General features: G+C 70.2%; 13 protein-coding genes. 5 read left to right on the top strand and 8 right to left on the bottom strand.

The window, feature by feature from the left end; all coding sequences use genetic code 11:
• Positions 1-37: 37 nt before the first annotated feature.
• The 6 genes from H9633_RS12440 to H9633_RS12415 all read right to left on the bottom strand — a co-directional run bounded on the left by H9633_RS12440 (position 38) and on the right by H9633_RS12415 (position 6465).
• On the bottom strand, positions 38-1525 hold the full coding sequence (locus tag H9633_RS12440) for an amidohydrolase (protein ID WP_191713364.1): 1488 nt from the start codon (positions 1523-1525) through the stop codon (positions 38-40).
• Positions 1522-2163 carry an FMN-binding negative transcriptional regulator gene (locus H9633_RS12435; RefSeq protein WP_191713363.1) on the bottom strand — a complete coding sequence of 214 codons (642 nt, stop codon included), beginning with the start codon at positions 2161-2163 and terminating at the stop codon, positions 1522-1524. The genes H9633_RS12440 and H9633_RS12435 overlap by 4 nt, the downstream gene beginning before the upstream one ends.
• Positions 2164-2199: 36 nt before the next feature.
• On the bottom strand, positions 2200-3681 hold the full coding sequence (locus H9633_RS12430; protein ID WP_071643469.1) for an alanine/glycine:cation symporter family protein: 1482 nt from the start codon (positions 3679-3681) through the stop codon (positions 2200-2202).
• An 89-nt stretch (positions 3682-3770) separates the two neighbouring features.
• A complete protein-coding gene (locus H9633_RS12425) occupies positions 3771-4769 on the bottom strand; it encodes an Fpg/Nei family DNA glycosylase (protein WP_191713362.1) in 999 nt (332 codons plus the stop codon).
• 1 nt (position 4770) lies between these two features.
• Positions 4771-5256: a ribose-5-phosphate isomerase gene (locus H9633_RS12420; RefSeq protein ID WP_071643465.1), complete on the bottom strand. Its 486-nt coding sequence runs from the start codon at positions 5254-5256 to the stop codon at positions 4771-4773.
• A gap of 24 nt (positions 5257-5280) precedes the next feature.
• A complete protein-coding gene (locus H9633_RS12415) occupies positions 5281-6465 on the bottom strand; it encodes a ferrochelatase (RefSeq protein ID WP_071643464.1) in 1185 nt (394 codons plus the stop codon).
• A 145-nt stretch (positions 6466-6610) separates the two neighbouring features.
• On the opposite strand from H9633_RS12415, the gene pepN reads away from it, so the two are divergent.
• The 4 genes from pepN (at position 6611) to H9633_RS12395 (ending at position 12444) form a co-directional block, all read left to right on the top strand.
• On the top strand, positions 6611-9187 hold the full coding sequence (pepN, locus tag H9633_RS12410) for an aminopeptidase N (RefSeq protein ID WP_191713361.1): 2577 nt from the start codon (positions 6611-6613) through the stop codon (positions 9185-9187).
• Positions 9188-9263: 76 nt separating this feature from the next.
• On the top strand, positions 9264-10337 hold the full coding sequence (locus tag H9633_RS12405; protein WP_191713360.1) for a mechanosensitive ion channel family protein: 1074 nt from the start codon (positions 9264-9266) through the stop codon (positions 10335-10337).
• Entirely contained in the window at positions 10334-10783 is a 450-nt protein-coding gene (locus H9633_RS12400) for a globin (protein WP_191713359.1), read from the top strand. The genes H9633_RS12405 and H9633_RS12400 overlap by 4 nt, the downstream gene beginning before the upstream one ends.
• Positions 10780-12444, top strand: coding sequence for an FAD-binding dehydrogenase (locus H9633_RS12395; protein ID WP_191713358.1), 1665 nt, complete (start codon positions 10780-10782; stop codon positions 12442-12444). Before H9633_RS12400 ends, H9633_RS12395 begins: the two co-directional genes overlap by 4 nt.
• 20 nt (positions 12445-12464) lie before the next feature.
• On the opposite strand, the gene H9633_RS12390 is transcribed toward H9633_RS12395, so the two are convergent.
• On the bottom strand, positions 12465-13145 hold the full coding sequence (locus H9633_RS12390) for a hypothetical protein (RefSeq protein WP_191713357.1): 681 nt from the start codon (positions 13143-13145) through the stop codon (positions 12465-12467).
• A 65-nt stretch (positions 13146-13210) separates the two neighbouring features.
• Here H9633_RS12390 and H9633_RS12385 point away from each other — a divergent pair, with 65 nt between their 5' ends.
• Entirely contained in the window at positions 13211-14101 is an 891-nt protein-coding gene (locus H9633_RS12385; protein ID WP_191713356.1) for an acyl-CoA thioesterase, read from the top strand.
• A 3-nt stretch (positions 14102-14104) separates the two neighbouring features.
• On the opposite strand, the gene H9633_RS12380 is transcribed toward H9633_RS12385, so the two are convergent.
• Complete coding sequence (locus tag H9633_RS12380; RefSeq protein WP_191713438.1) at positions 14105-14581, bottom strand: acyl-CoA thioesterase; 477 nt, start codon at positions 14579-14581, stop codon at positions 14105-14107.
• Positions 14582-14602 lie beyond the last annotated feature (21 nt).

Below are 14602 nucleotides of genomic sequence, written 5' to 3'. Positions count from 1 at the left end.
GGGGCGGCGCCCTTCTCGTCTGCTCGTCGAGTCGGTCTCAGGCCAGGTGGGTGAGCGTTCCGCCGAGCAGGGTGGCCGAGACGGGCATCCGGTGCAGCTCGGTGCGATCAGCGGTCAGCGGGTCACTGCCGCACAGCACGAGATCCGCGAGCCCGCCGATCTCGATATCCGTCTCGCCGTGGCGGCTGCTCGCCCGCAGCGCGGAGATGACGCCGACCCGCTCGTTCGGCTGCCACGGCTCGCGATCGTCCGTGGTGCGGTGCGCCGCGGCGGCGATCGTCAGCCACGGATCGAGCGGCGCGACCGGGGCATCCGATCCGAAACGCACCGGGATGCCCGCCTCGAGCAGTGACGCCAGCGGGTGACTCAGCGCCCGCTGATGCTGCCACAGCATGCCGACCATGTCGCGGTCGTCGACCGCGTGCTCGGGCTGCACGCTGGCCACCACACCCAGGCGTGCGAACCGGGCGAGGTCGGCGTGGCGCACCAGCTGAGCGTGCTCGATCGTGCCCCGCGCCTGGGTGTACGTGAATGCGTCGAGAGCGGATGCCACGGCGCGGTCGCCGATGGCGTGCACCGCCACCTCGATCCCCGACGCGGTGGCGTCGGTGAGCAGGTCACGCAGGCGATCGGGTTCGATCGTGAGCACGCCGAAGTTGGCCGGATCATCGTCGTAGGCGTGCGAGCACGCGGCGGTGCGGGTGCCGAGCGAGCCGTCGGTGATGAGCTTGAGCGGGCCGACGTGCACGAGCCCGCCGGTGCCGGGGAGGGCGTCCCCGGTGCGCAGTCCGTGGGAGATCGCGCGCGACAGGTCCGCGGCGTAGAAGGCGAACTCTACGCGGTGCGCAGCGAACCCGGCATCCGCCCGGCGCAGCCAGGCCTCCGCGTTCCACGCCATGTCGAAGTCGACCGCGCCGGTGATACCGCGGGCAGCGGCCCGGTCGGCGGCGCGTCGCACCGCGGCATCCGCCGTGAGGTCGTCAGCGGCGTTCAGCCGCCGGGAGATCTCGAAGGCGTCCTCCTCCCTGAGCATCCCGTCGTCGGTGGGGAGGAAGCCCTCACGCCGGAACGCGGCGCTGTTCAGCCACACGCTGTGCACGTCGGCGTTGATGAGGTAGGTCGGCTCGGTGCCCGTCCGCTCGTCGAGCAGGGCGAGGGACGGGGTGTCCGGCCACAGGGCATCCCGCATCCCGGCACCGACCCGTCGCCCGTCGGCTAGGGCCTCGGCATCGCCCATCACCCTGGCCGCCTCGGCGGCGCTGCGCACGTCGCCGAGCGGTACGCGCTCGGCGTTCAGCGCCCACTGCACGGTGTGCACATGGTGATCCCAGAGCCCCGCCACCACCCGGTGCCCCTCCCCGTCGAGGACGAGTCCCCTGGCCGGCAGCGCCCCGGTCGGTGCGACGTCGGCGATGCGTCCGTTCCGGAGGATCAGATCGACGGGCTCGTCGCCGAAGGTGAGCGCCAGCGGCCCGCTGAGCCGGACCGCACGCAGGACATCGATGCGATCACCGCGCGAGATCACGAGCGGCTCCCCCGTCGCTCGTCGCGGGCGCGGCGCATCTCGGCCGCGAGGGCGGGGTCGGCGTGGGCTGCATCGCCCTCGAGCGCGGCGATCACCTCGTCGACGATCTCGGCGGGCTTGTTCTGGCTGAGCTTGCGCTTGGCGACGATCCGCGCGGGTGTCAGGCGGAAGCCGACGGTCCCTGCCGCGAGGCGGTGCACGAACGCCTCATCGTTGGGCAGCTGCCACATGCCGCGCGGGCTCGGCATGCGATTCTCGAAGACGTCGACCATCCGCTCGAGCACCCGCAGGTTCTCGGCGTCGGAGAGGATCTCCGGCACCCCGCTGAGGTGGACCGACACGTGGTTCCAGGTGGGCACGGCCTGCACGTCGCCGTACCACCCCGGCGAGATGTACCCGTGCGGGCCCTGGAAGGCGATCAGGATCTCGCGCTCGCCCAGCCCGTGAATGAGGTCGTCCGGTCGGCCGACGTGGCCGACCACGGTGAGGTCGTCGCGCCCGTCATCGAGCAGCATGACGTAGTGCGACGCGACGAGCCCGTCCTCCGCGTCGCTGACGAGGGTAGCCCACGGGTTGAGCTCGATGATCCGGCGCAGTTCGGCCGGGTCGGTCATGGCGAAGCTGGGGTTCTGACGCACCATGCAAGCCTAGGACCGACCCGGCCCGAGAGTCGCTCACCGCCTGGTCTTGACCACCGGGATCGCCTGGGTCTTCCAGTCCTCGAACGCCTGATCGCCCGCCATGAACGCGTTCACCTCTTCCGGGGTCGCCGTCAGCTTGGGGTCGTTGTCGAGGTACTTCTTCGTCTCGCGTGCGACGAGGCCGGAGAGGATGAGCAGACCGATGAGGTTCGGCAGCGCCATGAGGCCGTTCATCACGTCCGAGAACGCCCACACGACGCCGAGCTGCACCGTGCAGCCGATGAAGACGACGAGCGAGAACACGATGCGGAACGGCATGACCGCCTTGCGGCCGATGAGACGCTCGATGCTGCGCTCGCCGTAGTACGACCAGCCGAGGATGGTGGAACCGGCGAACAGCACGAGGCCGATCGTCACGATGTAGTGCCCCCATTCGCCCGGCAGTCCGTGCGAGAACGCCTCGCCCGTCATCACGGCGGGGTCGATCTGCTCCCCGGTCGCGGGGTCTGTCATGTTCCACACGCCGGTGGTGATGATCACCAGGCCGGTGCAGGTGACGACGATGATCGTGTCGATGAACGTCTGCGTCATCGACACGAGCCCCTGGCGCACGGGGTGACTGGTCTTCGCGGCGGCGGCGGCGATGGCGGCCGAGCCCATGCCCGACTCGTTCGAGAAGATGCCGCGCGCGACGCCGTACTGCACGGCGATGATGATCGCAGAACCCGCGAACCCGCCGACCGCGCTCGTGCCGGTGAACGCGTCGGTGAAGATCTGCGCGAAGGCCGCCGGCACGCCGCCGATGTTTGCGATGAGGATGTAGACGGCGCCCAGCACGTAGAAGATGATCATCACCGGCACGAGACCGGCGGTGACGCGCCCGATCGACTTGATCCCGCCGACGAGGACCAGCAGGGCGAACACGGTGAGCACGATGCCGGTGACCCAGGTGGGCACGTCGAAGCTGTTCTCGAGGTTCGCCGAGATCGAATTGCCCTGGGTCATGTTGCCGATGCCGAAGCAGGCGATGACCGCGGCGACGGCGAAGAAGATCGCGAGGAACTTGCCGAACCTGTTCGGGATGCCGCGCTCGAGGTAGTACTGCGGTCCGCCGTTCTTCTCGCCGGCCGAGTCGGTGGTGCGAAAGCGCACGCCGAGGAACGCCTCGGAGTACTTCGACGCCATGCCGAGCAGACCGGTCACCCACATCCAGAACAGCGCGCCGGGGCCGCCGATGCCGATGGCGGTCGCGACGCCGACGATGTTTCCGGTGCCCACCGTGGCGGCGAGAGCGGTGGTCAGGGCCTGGAACTGCGAGATGTCACCGTCGGAGCCGGGGTCCTTGCGGGTGAACAGGCCCAGGCGCAGCGCTGCGCCGAGCCGGATGAACTGCAGCCCGCCCAGGCGGATGGTGAGGTAGAGGCCGGTGCCGAGCAGCAGCGGGATGAGGAGCCACGGCCCCCAGATCCATGAGCTGATGTTCTCGAGCACGCTCTGCAGCGCGGAAAGGTCCATGAGGTCTCCTGTCGTGCGACGTTGCGAACGGACTCAGCCATCCTATTCACAGCGCGCACTCAGGTTCGATCATCGCCCGCGGCTCGTGATCAGCGCTGGCAGGACGGGCACCAGTACAGCTTGCGAGCGCCGATCTCCTCGAGGGCGATCTCGGTGCCGCACACCCGGCACGGCAGCCCGGCACGGTGGTACACCCAGTGCCGGTCGTCGCGGCTGGCCATCGCCGCGCGGTACGCCGCGCCGGTGAGGCCGTCCATGGTCATCATCTGGCCTGTCTCGACCCCGATCGAGAGCAGCTCCACCCAGTCGCGCCACAGCGCGCGCACGACCTCCTCCGGCACGTCGCGTCCCGGCGTGTGCGGCTCGAGTCGGGCGCGGAACAGCATCTCGGCCCGGTACACGTTGCCGATGCCGCTGACCACGGACTGGTCCATCAGCAGCAGCGCGATCGGGGTCGGCTTGCGCCGCACGGTACGCACGAAGCGCTCCTCGCCCTCGTCGAGATCGCCGACCAGCGGGTCGGGTCCGAGCTTGGCGACCGTGGCGAGCATCTCGTCCGGGGTCTGCAGCGCGCACGCGGTCGGTCCACGCAGATCCGCGCAGGTGGTCTCGTTCAGCAGCCGCAGCCGCACCTGGCCGACCACCGGCGGTGGCCACTCGTCGCCCTCGTCGGCGAGTCCGCTGGTCTGCTCCGACATCCGCACGTGCACCCGCGACCTGCGAGGCGCGCCGATCGACGTCAGGGAGTTCTCACCCGCGTCGTCGTAGATCGCGTCCTCGAGGTCGGTGCCGCGCTGGTTGGTCTGCCCCATGCGTCCGTTGGCGGAGGCGATGGTCGCGTCCGCGACGATCTCGCCCGCGAAGTCCCATGCGCCGTACAGGCCGAGGTGCACGCGCAGCCAGACGGCATCCTCGAACTCGAGGAACATCTGCTTGCCGACCGCCATCGCCTGCAGCATCTCGCGCCCGTCGAGCACCGCCGCCCCCTCGGCGAAGCGCCCCTGCGGGCTGGACGCCTGCACGGGCCGACCGGTGAAGTTGCGCGCGAACTGCCGGGCGATGCGGTGGACGGAATGACCCTCGGGCATGTCAGGCCCGCGGGTCGGGCAGCAGGGTCCCGTCCTTCTCGAAGTCGGCGATCTGGCCGATGCGCCGCACATGGCGCTCGTCACCGGAGAACGGCGTCGCGATGAAGCGGTCGATGAACGAGATCACCTCGTCGACGTCGTGCTGACGGGCGCCGATCGAGATCACGTTCGCGTCGTTGTGCTCTCTCGCCAGCTCCGCCGTCGACAGGTTCCACACAAGAGCCGCACGGATGCCGTCGACCTTGTTCGCGGCGATCTGCTCACCGTTGCCCGACCCGCCGAAGACCACACCGAGTGCCTCGACGCCGGCGCGCTGGTCGGCGACCACGGCCTGCGCCGCACGGATGCAGAACGCGGGATAGTCGTCGAGCGCGTCGTACTCGACGGGGCCGTGATCGACGACCTCGTGGCCGGCCTCGCGCAGATGCTGCTGCAGGCGGGTCGAGAAGTCGAGTCCAGCGTGGTCGGTGGCGATGTGGATGCGCATAGACGACATCCTATTTGGGAGAGGTCAGGGGGCGATGCCCGCGGCCGCCGGTTTGAAACCGGCGCGGATGTTCTCGCAGCATCCGGGACGGCACACGTCGAACCACGGCCCGAGGTCGGTGGTGTGCGCGCGATCGGCGGCAGGACGACCCTCGAGGCGCTCCTGGATGAGGTCGACGATGCCGGCCACGAAGGCCGGCGACACACCGGGGGTCGGTGTGCGGGTGAACGCGAGCCCCGCCTCCTCTGCGGCCTCCTTCGCCTCGGTGTCGAGATCCCAGAGCACCTCCATGTGATCGCTCATGAAGCCGACCGGCACGACGATCACCGCGCGGCGGCCCCGTGCGGGCAGCTCGGCGATCACATCGCAGACATCGGGCTCGAGCCACGGCTGCGACGCGGGGCCGGAGCGCGACTGGTAGACGAGCTCCCACGGCACGTCGGCCGCCGCGGGGGCGAGCTCGGCCACGCGGTGCATCACCCACGCTGCGACCGCCTCATGCTGAGCGGCGTACGCGCCGCCCTCGCCGAGGTCCATGTCGCGCGGGCCGGAGCGCTTGGCGTCGTCCATCGGAATGCTGTGGGTCGAGAAGAGCACCTGCACGGCGTCCGGGGCCAGGCCCTCGTCCAGTCGAGCACGCACCGCGTCGTGCACGCCCTCGACGAACGCCTGCACGAAGCCGGGGTGGTCGAAGAACGGACGGATCTTGTCGATGGTGACGACGCCGTCGTACTCCGTACCGTCGAGCACCCTCGCGAAGTCCTCGCGGTACTGCCTACAGCTCGAGAACGAGCTGTAGGCGCTCGTCGCGAACGCCAGCAGCGTGGTGTGCTCATCCGCGACCGCCTCGGCCACCGCGTCCTCCAGGTACGGCGCCCAGTTGCGGTTGCCCCAGTACACGGGCAGCTGGATCGACCGGGCCGCGAGCTCGGCCTCGAGCGCCGCCTTCAGCGCACGATTCTGCGCGTTGATCGGGCTGACCCCGCCGAAGTGACGGTAGTGGTGCGAGACGTCCTCGAGGCGCTCGTCGGGGATCCCGCGACCGCGGGTGACGTTGCGCAGGAACGGGATCACGTCGTCCTGGCCCTCCGGGCCGCCGAACCCGGCGAGCAGGATGCCGTCGTAGGCGACGGGGACCTCGACGTGTGCGGAGCCGGTCGATGCGGCCGGCGAGGCGTGCGGTACGACGATCTTCTCTGATGAGCTCACGGGTACATCCTGACACCGACTCTCTATGAGCCAGCATCGAGATCTGCACCCGCATGCGGGGCTGGCGTAGGCTGTCATGGTTGCCGTCGGCGCCAGCAGCGTCGATGCACCTCGACATCCCCTCCACCAATGGGAGAAATCAGCTGTGCCTGGAGAAAACCTCACACGTATCGAAGCGCAGGAGCGCCGCGCCGTCATCGACACGCAGTCGTACGAGATCTCACTCGATCTGACCAAGGGCGCGGAGGTGTTCGGATCGCGCAGCGTGGTCCGCTTCACGGCGACGCCCGGCGCGTCGACCTTCATCGACCTCATCGCACGGGATGTCCGGGAGATCACGCTCAACGGCGAGCAGATCGATCCGAGCGCCGCCTTCGGCGACTCGCGCATCTCGCTCGACGACCTGCAGGCCGAGAACGTCCTCATCGTCGACGCCGACTGCCTGTACACCAACACCGGCGAGGGCCTGCACCGCTTCGTCGACCCCGTCGACGGCGAGGTGTACCTGTACTCGCAGTTCGAGGTGCCCGACTCCCGCCGCGTGTTCGCGGTGTTCGAGCAGCCCGATCTCAAGGCGACGTTCCAGTTCACCGTGACCGCGCCCTCGGCGTGGAAGGTCGTCTCCAACTCCCCCACCCCCGAGCCGATCGTGCACGACGCGTCCTCGGGCTCCGAGGGCGTGGCGACCTGGGGATTCGCCCCGACCCCGCGCATCTCGTCGTACATCACTGCGCTCGTCGCGGGTCCCTACGAGGCCACCTTCTCCGAGCTCACCAGCGCGTCCGGTCGGGTCGTGCCGCTCGGCGTCTACGGCCGCAAGAGCCTCTGGCAGCACCTCGACGCCGACTACATCTTCGACAAGACCCGCCAGGGCTTCGAGTACTTCGAGGCGAAGTTCGGCGTGCCCTACCCGTTCGAGAAGTACGACCAGCTGTTCGTGCCCGAGTTCAACGCGGGCGCCATGGAGAACGCCGGTGCGGTGACGTTCACCGAGTCGTACGTGTTCCGCAGCAAGGTGACCGACGCCGTCAAGGAGCGTCGCGTCGTCACGATCCTGCACGAGCTGGCGCACATGTGGTTCGGCGACCTCGTCACCATGAAGTGGTGGAACGACCTGTGGTTGAACGAGTCGTTCGCCGAGTGGGCGTCGACCATCGCCACGGCGGAGGCCACCGAGTGGAAGGCCGCCTGGACGACCTTCAACGCGATGGAGAAGACCTGGGCGTACCGCCAGGACCAGCTGCCCTCGACCCACCCGATCGTCGCCGAGATCAACGACCTCGAAGACGTGATGGTCAACTTCGACGGCATCACTTACGCCAAGGGCGGCTCGGTGCTCAAGCAGCTGACCGCATGGGTCGGCATCGACGCGTTCTTCGCCGGCGTCGGCCAGTACTTCCAGAAGCACGCGTGGGGCAACACCGAGCTGAGCGACCTGCTCGCCGAGCTCGAGGCCACCAGCGGGCGCGACCTGACCACCTGGGCGAAGAAGTGGCTCGAGACGGCGGGCGTCAACACGCTCGCGCCGGTCATCGTCGATGACGCCGCGGGTGTCATCACCCGCTTCGCGGTGACCCAGACGGCTCCCGCCGACTACCCGACCATCCGTCCGCACCGCCTCGGCATCGGGTTCTACACCCTCGATGACTCCGCGGGGCGGTCGGAGCTGGTGCGCACCCACTACGTGGAGGTCGACGTCGACGGCGATCGCACCGAGATCCCCGAGCTGCAGGGCCTCGAGCGTCCCGACATGGTGCTGCTCAACGACAACGACCTCGCCTACGCGAAGATCCGCCTCGACGAGCGCTCGCTCGCGACCGCCATCGAGCACCTGTCCGACATCTCCGACCCCCTCGCGCGCTCGCTCGTGTGGGGTGCGGCGTGGGACCAGACCCGGGATGCCGAGACCGCCGCCTCCGATTACATCGACCTGGTACTCGGCAACATCGGTCGCGAGACCGAGTCGACGACGGTGCGCACGACGCTCTCGCAGCTGCAGCTCGCGGCGAACATCTACGTCGCGCCCGAGACCCGCGCGGCCGCCCGGGAGAAGGTCGCCGACGGACTGTGGGCGCTCGCCCACCAGGCCGAGCCAGGCAGCGACAGCCAGCTGCAGCTCGTGACCGCGTTCGCCAACTCGATCGCGACCCCCGAACAGGCCGGCATCGTCGGCCGGCTGCGCGCGGGCGAGGAGACCCTGCCGGGGCTGGAGATCGACGCCGACCTGTCGTGGCTGCTGCTCACCGGCCTCGCCGCGGCAGGCGCCACCGACGCCGCAGCCATCGACGCCGCGCTCGCGGCCGACAACACCTCCAAGGGCGCCGAGTTCGCGGCCCAGGCGCGCGCCGCGCTGCCGACGGCCGAGGCGAAGCACGCCGCGTGGTCGTCGCTGATCGACAACAGCGACCTGCCGAACACCATCGTGCGCGCCGCCGCCCTCGGCTTCGTGCACCCGGCGGGCGTCGAGGTGCTCGGCGCCTTCATCCCGAAGTACTTCGAGATGCTGCTGCCGATCTGGGAGGAGCGCACCTACCAGATCGCCGACTACCTGATCGTCGGCCTCTACCCGCGGTCGCTCGCGAGCGTCGAGCTGCGTGACGCGACACGCGCGTGGCTCGCCGAGAACCAGGACGCGGCCCCGGCGCTGCGCCGTCTCGTGCACGAGAACCTCGCCGACGTCGAGCGCGCGCTCGCCGCGCAGTCCCGCGACGCCGAGGACTGATCCGCACGGCACCGTCAGCCGATCGGGCCTCAGCGCACGCAGAATGCGCTGAGGCCCGATCGCTAACATCGACGTGATGGACATCCGCTTCGCCGCCGAGACTCCCGCCCCCGACCCCACCGATCCGGGGTGGTGGGGCGGCGTGCTGGAGATCCTGCTGAAGATCGGCGGCAGAGCGCTCACCGTCGCCGTGATCATCGCGAGCTGCGTGGCCATCGCGTTCATCCTGCGCTTGGTCATCCGCCGCGTCGTGCAGCGCATCGTCAACAGCGCGAAGACGAAGGCGCGGGTCGACGACACGCAGGCTCTCGAGCGCTCCCCGCTCGCCGACATGCGTCTCGTCCAGCGCACCCGCACGCTCGGCTCGATCCTGCAGAACATCGTCAACGTGATGCTCGTGGTCATCGCGCTCGTCCTCACCGTCAACGCAGTCGATTCCAGCCTGCTCGGCTCGCTCACGCTGCTGACCGCGGCGGTCGGCGCCGGTCTCGGCTTCGGCGCGCAGAACATCGTGAAGGATGTGCTGAACGGCATCTTCCTCGTCGCCGAGGATCAGATCGGCATCGGCGACGTCGTCGATCTCGGCCTGGCATCCGGTGTCGTCGAGTACGTCAGCGTGCGGATCACGCAGGTGCGCGACGTGAACGGCACCCTCTGGTACGTCCGCAACGGCGAGGTCACCCGCATCGGCAACATGTCGCAGGGCTGGGCACGCGCCATCGTCGACCTCGGCGTCGCGCCTGACGCCGACCTGGAGCTGGTCGAGAAGTCGATGATGGACACCGCGCAGAGCCTGGCGAAGGACCCGAAGTGGCGCACGCGCATCATCGCGAAGCCGGAGATCTGGGGACTGGAGAGCGTCGACGGCGATGCCCTCGTGGTGCGCGTGGTCATGAAGACCCGCGCCAACGCGATGGACGACGTCTCGCAGGAGCTGCGTCGTCGGCTGCGGGCCGCGCTGGCCGAGCAGGGCATCGGCGTGCCGCGCCTGGCCGCGGTGACGCTGACCGGCCTGGAGGGCGCCCGCCGGGTGCGCGGAGCCAACCCGCCGGTCACGAAGCCGAACCCGGTCACCGGCGTGCCGCGCATCGTGGATCGCGGCATCTGGCGACGCAAGAAGACGACTGACGAGGAAGGCGGCGCACAGTGACGTTCTACGACGAGGTCGGCGGCCGGCCCACCTTCGAGCGCCTCGTGGCGGTGTTCTACCGCGAGGTCGCGCTCGACCCCGTTCTGAAGCCGATGTACCCCGAGGAGGATCTCGGGCCCGCCGCCGAGCGCCTGACCTGGTTCCTCGTCCAGTACTGGGGCGGGCCGACGACGTACGGCGAGCAGCGCGGTCATCCGCGGCTGCGGATGCGGCATGTGCCGTTCCACATCGATCCGGATGCCAGGGACCGCTGGCTGCGTCACATGCGCACCGCGCTCGACGAGGTGCAGCTCTCGCCGTTGCACGAGGCGACGCTGTGGGACTACCTGGAGCGGGCGGCGTATGCGATGGTGAACACATTCGAGCCCTCGGGCATCGGTGCCGGCCCCCAGGGCCGCCCGACGCTCGAGCACCGCGCCGCCCCGGAGTCGACGGAGACCACATGACCACCCCGCCCCGCATGCCCGCCACCGACGTCCTCGTGATCGGCTGGGGGCTGGCGGGGCTGGTGGCCGCCACCGAGGCGCTCGCCGCCGGTCGACGGGTCACGATCATCGACCAGGAGCCCCGCCAGAACCTCGGCGGGCAGGCGTGGTGGTCGTTCGGGGGCCTGTTCCTGATCGACTCCCCCGAGCAGCGTCGGATGGGCATCCGGGACTCGCTCGATCTCGCGCGGCAGGACTGGTTCGGCGGCGCCGGCTTCGACCGACCCGAGGACGCCTGGCCGCGGCTGTGGGCGCAAGAGTACCTGCAGTTCGCCGCCGGAGAGAAGCGCGCCTGGCTGCGCGAGCGCGGGGTCGGGTTCTTCCCGGTGGTCGGCTGGGCCGAGCGAGGAGGCGGGAGCGCGATCGGACCGGGCAACTCGGTGCCTCGCTTCCACATCACGTGGGGCACGGGTCCGGGCATCGTCGCCCCGTTCGCCGCCGCCGTCGAGCAGGCGGAGGCCGAGGGACGGGCCCGGGTGCTGCCCCGCCACCGGGTATCGGATCTCCTCGTCGACTCCGGCAGCGTCGTCGGGGCACGCGGCACGGTGCTCGCCGATGCCTTCGCCCCGAGGGGCGTGCCGACGTCGCGCGAGCCGGTGGCCGACTTCGAGATCAGGGCGGATGCCGTGATCGTCGCCTCCGGCGGCATCGGCGGGGATCACGATCTCGTCCGAGCGGTCTGGCCCGAGCGTCTCGGCACGGCGCCCGAGCACATGCTCACGGGAGTCCCCGCGTACGTCGACGGCTCCATGCAGGCGGTGGCGCGGGCGGCGGGCGCCGACCTGATCAACGCCGACCGCATGTGGCACTACGTGGAGGGGATCGAGAACGTGGATCCGGTGTGGCCGGGGCACGGCATCCGGATCCTCCCCGGCCCGTCGTCGCTGTGGCTGGACGCGACCGGCAGCCGCCTTCCGGCGCCGCTGTATCCCGGCTTCGACACGCTCGGCACGCTGGCGCACCTGCGCGGCACCGGTCACGACCACTCGTGGTTCGTGACCACGCGGAGGATCGTCGAGAAGGAGTTCGCGCTGTCGGGCAGCGAGCAGAACCCCGATCTCACCGGGCGGGACGTCGGGCTCCTGCTGCGCTCGCGCCTCGCGAAGGGCCCGACGGAGCCTGTGCGCGCGTTCCTGGAGGGGGGCGCGGACTTCGTCGTGGAGGACGATCTGGAATCACTCCTCGCCGGCATGCGCTCCCTGCCCGGCGGCGAGGTCCTCGACGTCGACCGCGCACGCGAAGAGGTGCTCGCGCGTGATCGCGAGATCGACAACGACTTCACGAAGGATGCCCAGATCGCCATGCTGCGCTCGATGCGGGGCTATCGCGGTGACCGGCTGATCCGCACCGCGGCGCCGCATCGTCTGCAGGATCCCTCAGCCGGCCCCCTGATCGCCGTGAAGCTGCACGTGCTCACCCGCAAGTCGCTCGGCGGCATCCACACCGACCTCGACGCTCGCGCGCTGGACGCCGCGGGCGATGCCATCCCCGGGCTGTTCGCCGCCGGTGAGGCGAGCGGCTTCGGCGGTGGCGGGATGCACGGCTACCGAGCGCTGGAGGGGACCTTTCTCGGCGGCTGCCTGTTCTCCGGTCGCAGGGCGGGACGAGCCGCGGCGCGCTGAGCGCGGGTTCGGCGCGCCGGCTACCGGGTCTCCGAGCCTGCCGAGGAGGCCGTGCTGCGCACGGCGGTGAGGCCGGTCACGGCCGGGCCGCGACTGAGCACGTGCCCACGGGCGAACGCGAGTCGCGTCCAGCGGCCCGACCGGGTGATGCGCACCTGCTCGGCGCCGTTGATGAAGCCGAACGCGTGAGCGGCGAACGCCACGCCGCGCGGCAGTCCTGACAGGGCGTCGTCCGGTTCGCCCCAGATGCGGGCGCGCAGCGCACGCACGGCCTCCTCGCCGGATCCGGGTGCGGTGCCGTGCGCGACGGCCGAGATGCCCCACTGGGCGCGCTCGGCCACCGTCTGCGCGGTCAGATAGCCCACGTGCTCCCACTGCGCGCGCGGCGGCGCGACGCCCGCCCACGCAGGCGCGCGACCGGTGTCGGGAAGGGTGAGCTCGTGCGGGTTCTCGCCCTCGGCGAGCTCGTCGACGACGATGTCGCAGTGCAGTTCGGGATCGGCGCGCACGATCCGCATCGCGAGCACCGTGGGCGTCTGATCGAACAGGCTCTGCGGCGCGAGCGCCGCCGAGGTCAGAGCGAGCACGCCGTCGGCCGCTTGCAGCCGCACCCCGTCCGCTCCGGCCTGGGCCGCTCGCCCGGCGAAGGTCAGCACGTCACGGGCGGTCTGGGCGTCGGCGAGCACGAGCGGTCTGGTCACCCCTCTAAGTTAGCCGGATGACCGCCGGCCCGGAGGCCGGTGATCCGTCGACCTAGACTGGTCGGATGACCGCTGAGCAGGATGCCCGCCGATCCGTCGACGCCCTTCTCGACGTCCTCGATCTGGCGGAGTCGGAGGCGAGGACCACCGAGGACATCTTCACCGGCCGCTCGCATTTCATGCCCACCGGGCGGGTGTACGGCGGTCAGGTGCTGGCGCAGTCCCTCGTCGCCGCGGAGCGCACGCTGCCCGAGGACCGGGTGGTGCACTCGATGCACGGCTACTTCCTGCGACCGGGAGACACGACGAGCAGGATCACCTTCTCCGTCGACCGCATCCACGATGGGCGCTCGTTCTCCACGCGCCGCTGCCAGGCGTTCCAGGGCGGCGTGCCGATCTTCTCGATGATCGCGTCGTTCCAGGACGAGGATCCGGGTGCCGAGCACGCCGAGCCGATGCCGGGCGGCATTCCCGACCCCGAGCAGCTGCGTCCCGACGAGGAGCTCGTCGGCGAGGTGCATCCGCTGACGCGGAAGATGCTCGCCGAGCGCCCCGCCGATGTGCGCCACGTCGAAGGTCCGCTCTTCGTCGACGTCGCCGGGGAGGCGGTCGCCCATCAGGCGGTGTGGATGCGGATGCGCGCGGCGATGCCCGACGATCCGCGCCTGCACCGGGCGGCGCTCGCGTATCTGAGCGACATGACCATCCAGGAGCCGATCCTGCGCCGCCACGGTGTGACCTGGAGCACCCGGGGGCTGAAGGTCGCGAGCCTCGATCACGCCATGTGGTGGCACCGCTTCGGCCGCGCCGACGAATGGGTGCTGTACGTGCAGGAGTCGCCCAACGCACGCGGTGGACGCGGGCTCTCCACGGGTCGGATCTACGACCGCGCGGGGACTCTGCTGGCCAGCGTCGCGCAGGAGGTCATGGTGCGGGTGCCTGAGGCCGGCGTGTGAGCGTCAGCGACGCGCGTAGCTGATCGGCTCCCCGACGTACGGCTGCCACGCCTCACGCATCTCCGGGCTGATCCGCAGCGGGCGGCCGGTGACGGCATCGACGAGCACGATGACGGCGGTCGAGCGCGCGTACAGCACGCGTGCGGAGCTCGCCGGGTCGTTGTGGACCTCGTAGCAGACCTCGAGACTCGAGCCGCCCAGCTTGCCGAACCACATCTGCACCTCGAGCGGACGGCGCTGATACGGCACGGGCGCCAGATACTCGATCTCCTGACGGGCGATCAGGGTCAGCACTCCCTGATCGATTCCGGAGGCGAGGATCGCCGTCTCCGGAGCCTGCTCCCCCGGCTCCGGCTTCCAGAAGGCGCGCACCCGCGCCTCCTCGAGCAGCTTGAGCATCGAGGTGTTGTTGACGTGGTTGAACGCGTCGAGGTCGCCCCATCGCAGGTGGATGGGGATGTGCAGACGCCGGAATGTCACGGTCACAGCTCCCGTCAGGTT

The organism is Microbacterium commune (assembly GCF_014836945.1).
GTDB classification, from domain to species: domain Bacteria; phylum Actinomycetota; class Actinomycetes; order Actinomycetales; family Microbacteriaceae; genus Microbacterium; species Microbacterium commune.
This window is presented reverse-complemented; position numbering and strand designations above follow the sequence as displayed.

What these genes read in the sequence shown, in the direction of transcription:
- H9633_RS12405 (WP_191713360.1), top strand. Translation starts at nt 9,264, where the DNA reads ATGGACATCCGCTTCGCCGCCGAGACTCCCGCCCCCGACCCCACCGAT.
- H9633_RS12430 (WP_071643469.1), bottom strand. Translation starts at nt 3,681, where the DNA reads ATGGACCTTTCCGCGCTGCAGAGCGTGCTCGAGAACATCAGCTCATGG.
- H9633_RS12385 (WP_191713356.1), top strand. Translation starts at nt 13,211, where the DNA reads ATGACCGCTGAGCAGGATGCCCGCCGATCCGTCGACGCCCTTCTCGAC.
- H9633_RS12395 (WP_191713358.1), top strand. Translation starts at nt 10,780, where the DNA reads ATGACCACCCCGCCCCGCATGCCCGCCACCGACGTCCTCGTGATCGGC.
- H9633_RS12420 (WP_071643465.1), bottom strand. Translation starts at nt 5,256, where the DNA reads ATGCGCATCCACATCGCCACCGACCACGCTGGACTCGACTTCTCGACC.
- H9633_RS12425 (WP_191713362.1), bottom strand. Translation starts at nt 4,769, where the DNA reads ATGCCCGAGGGTCATTCCGTCCACCGCATCGCCCGGCAGTTCGCGCGC.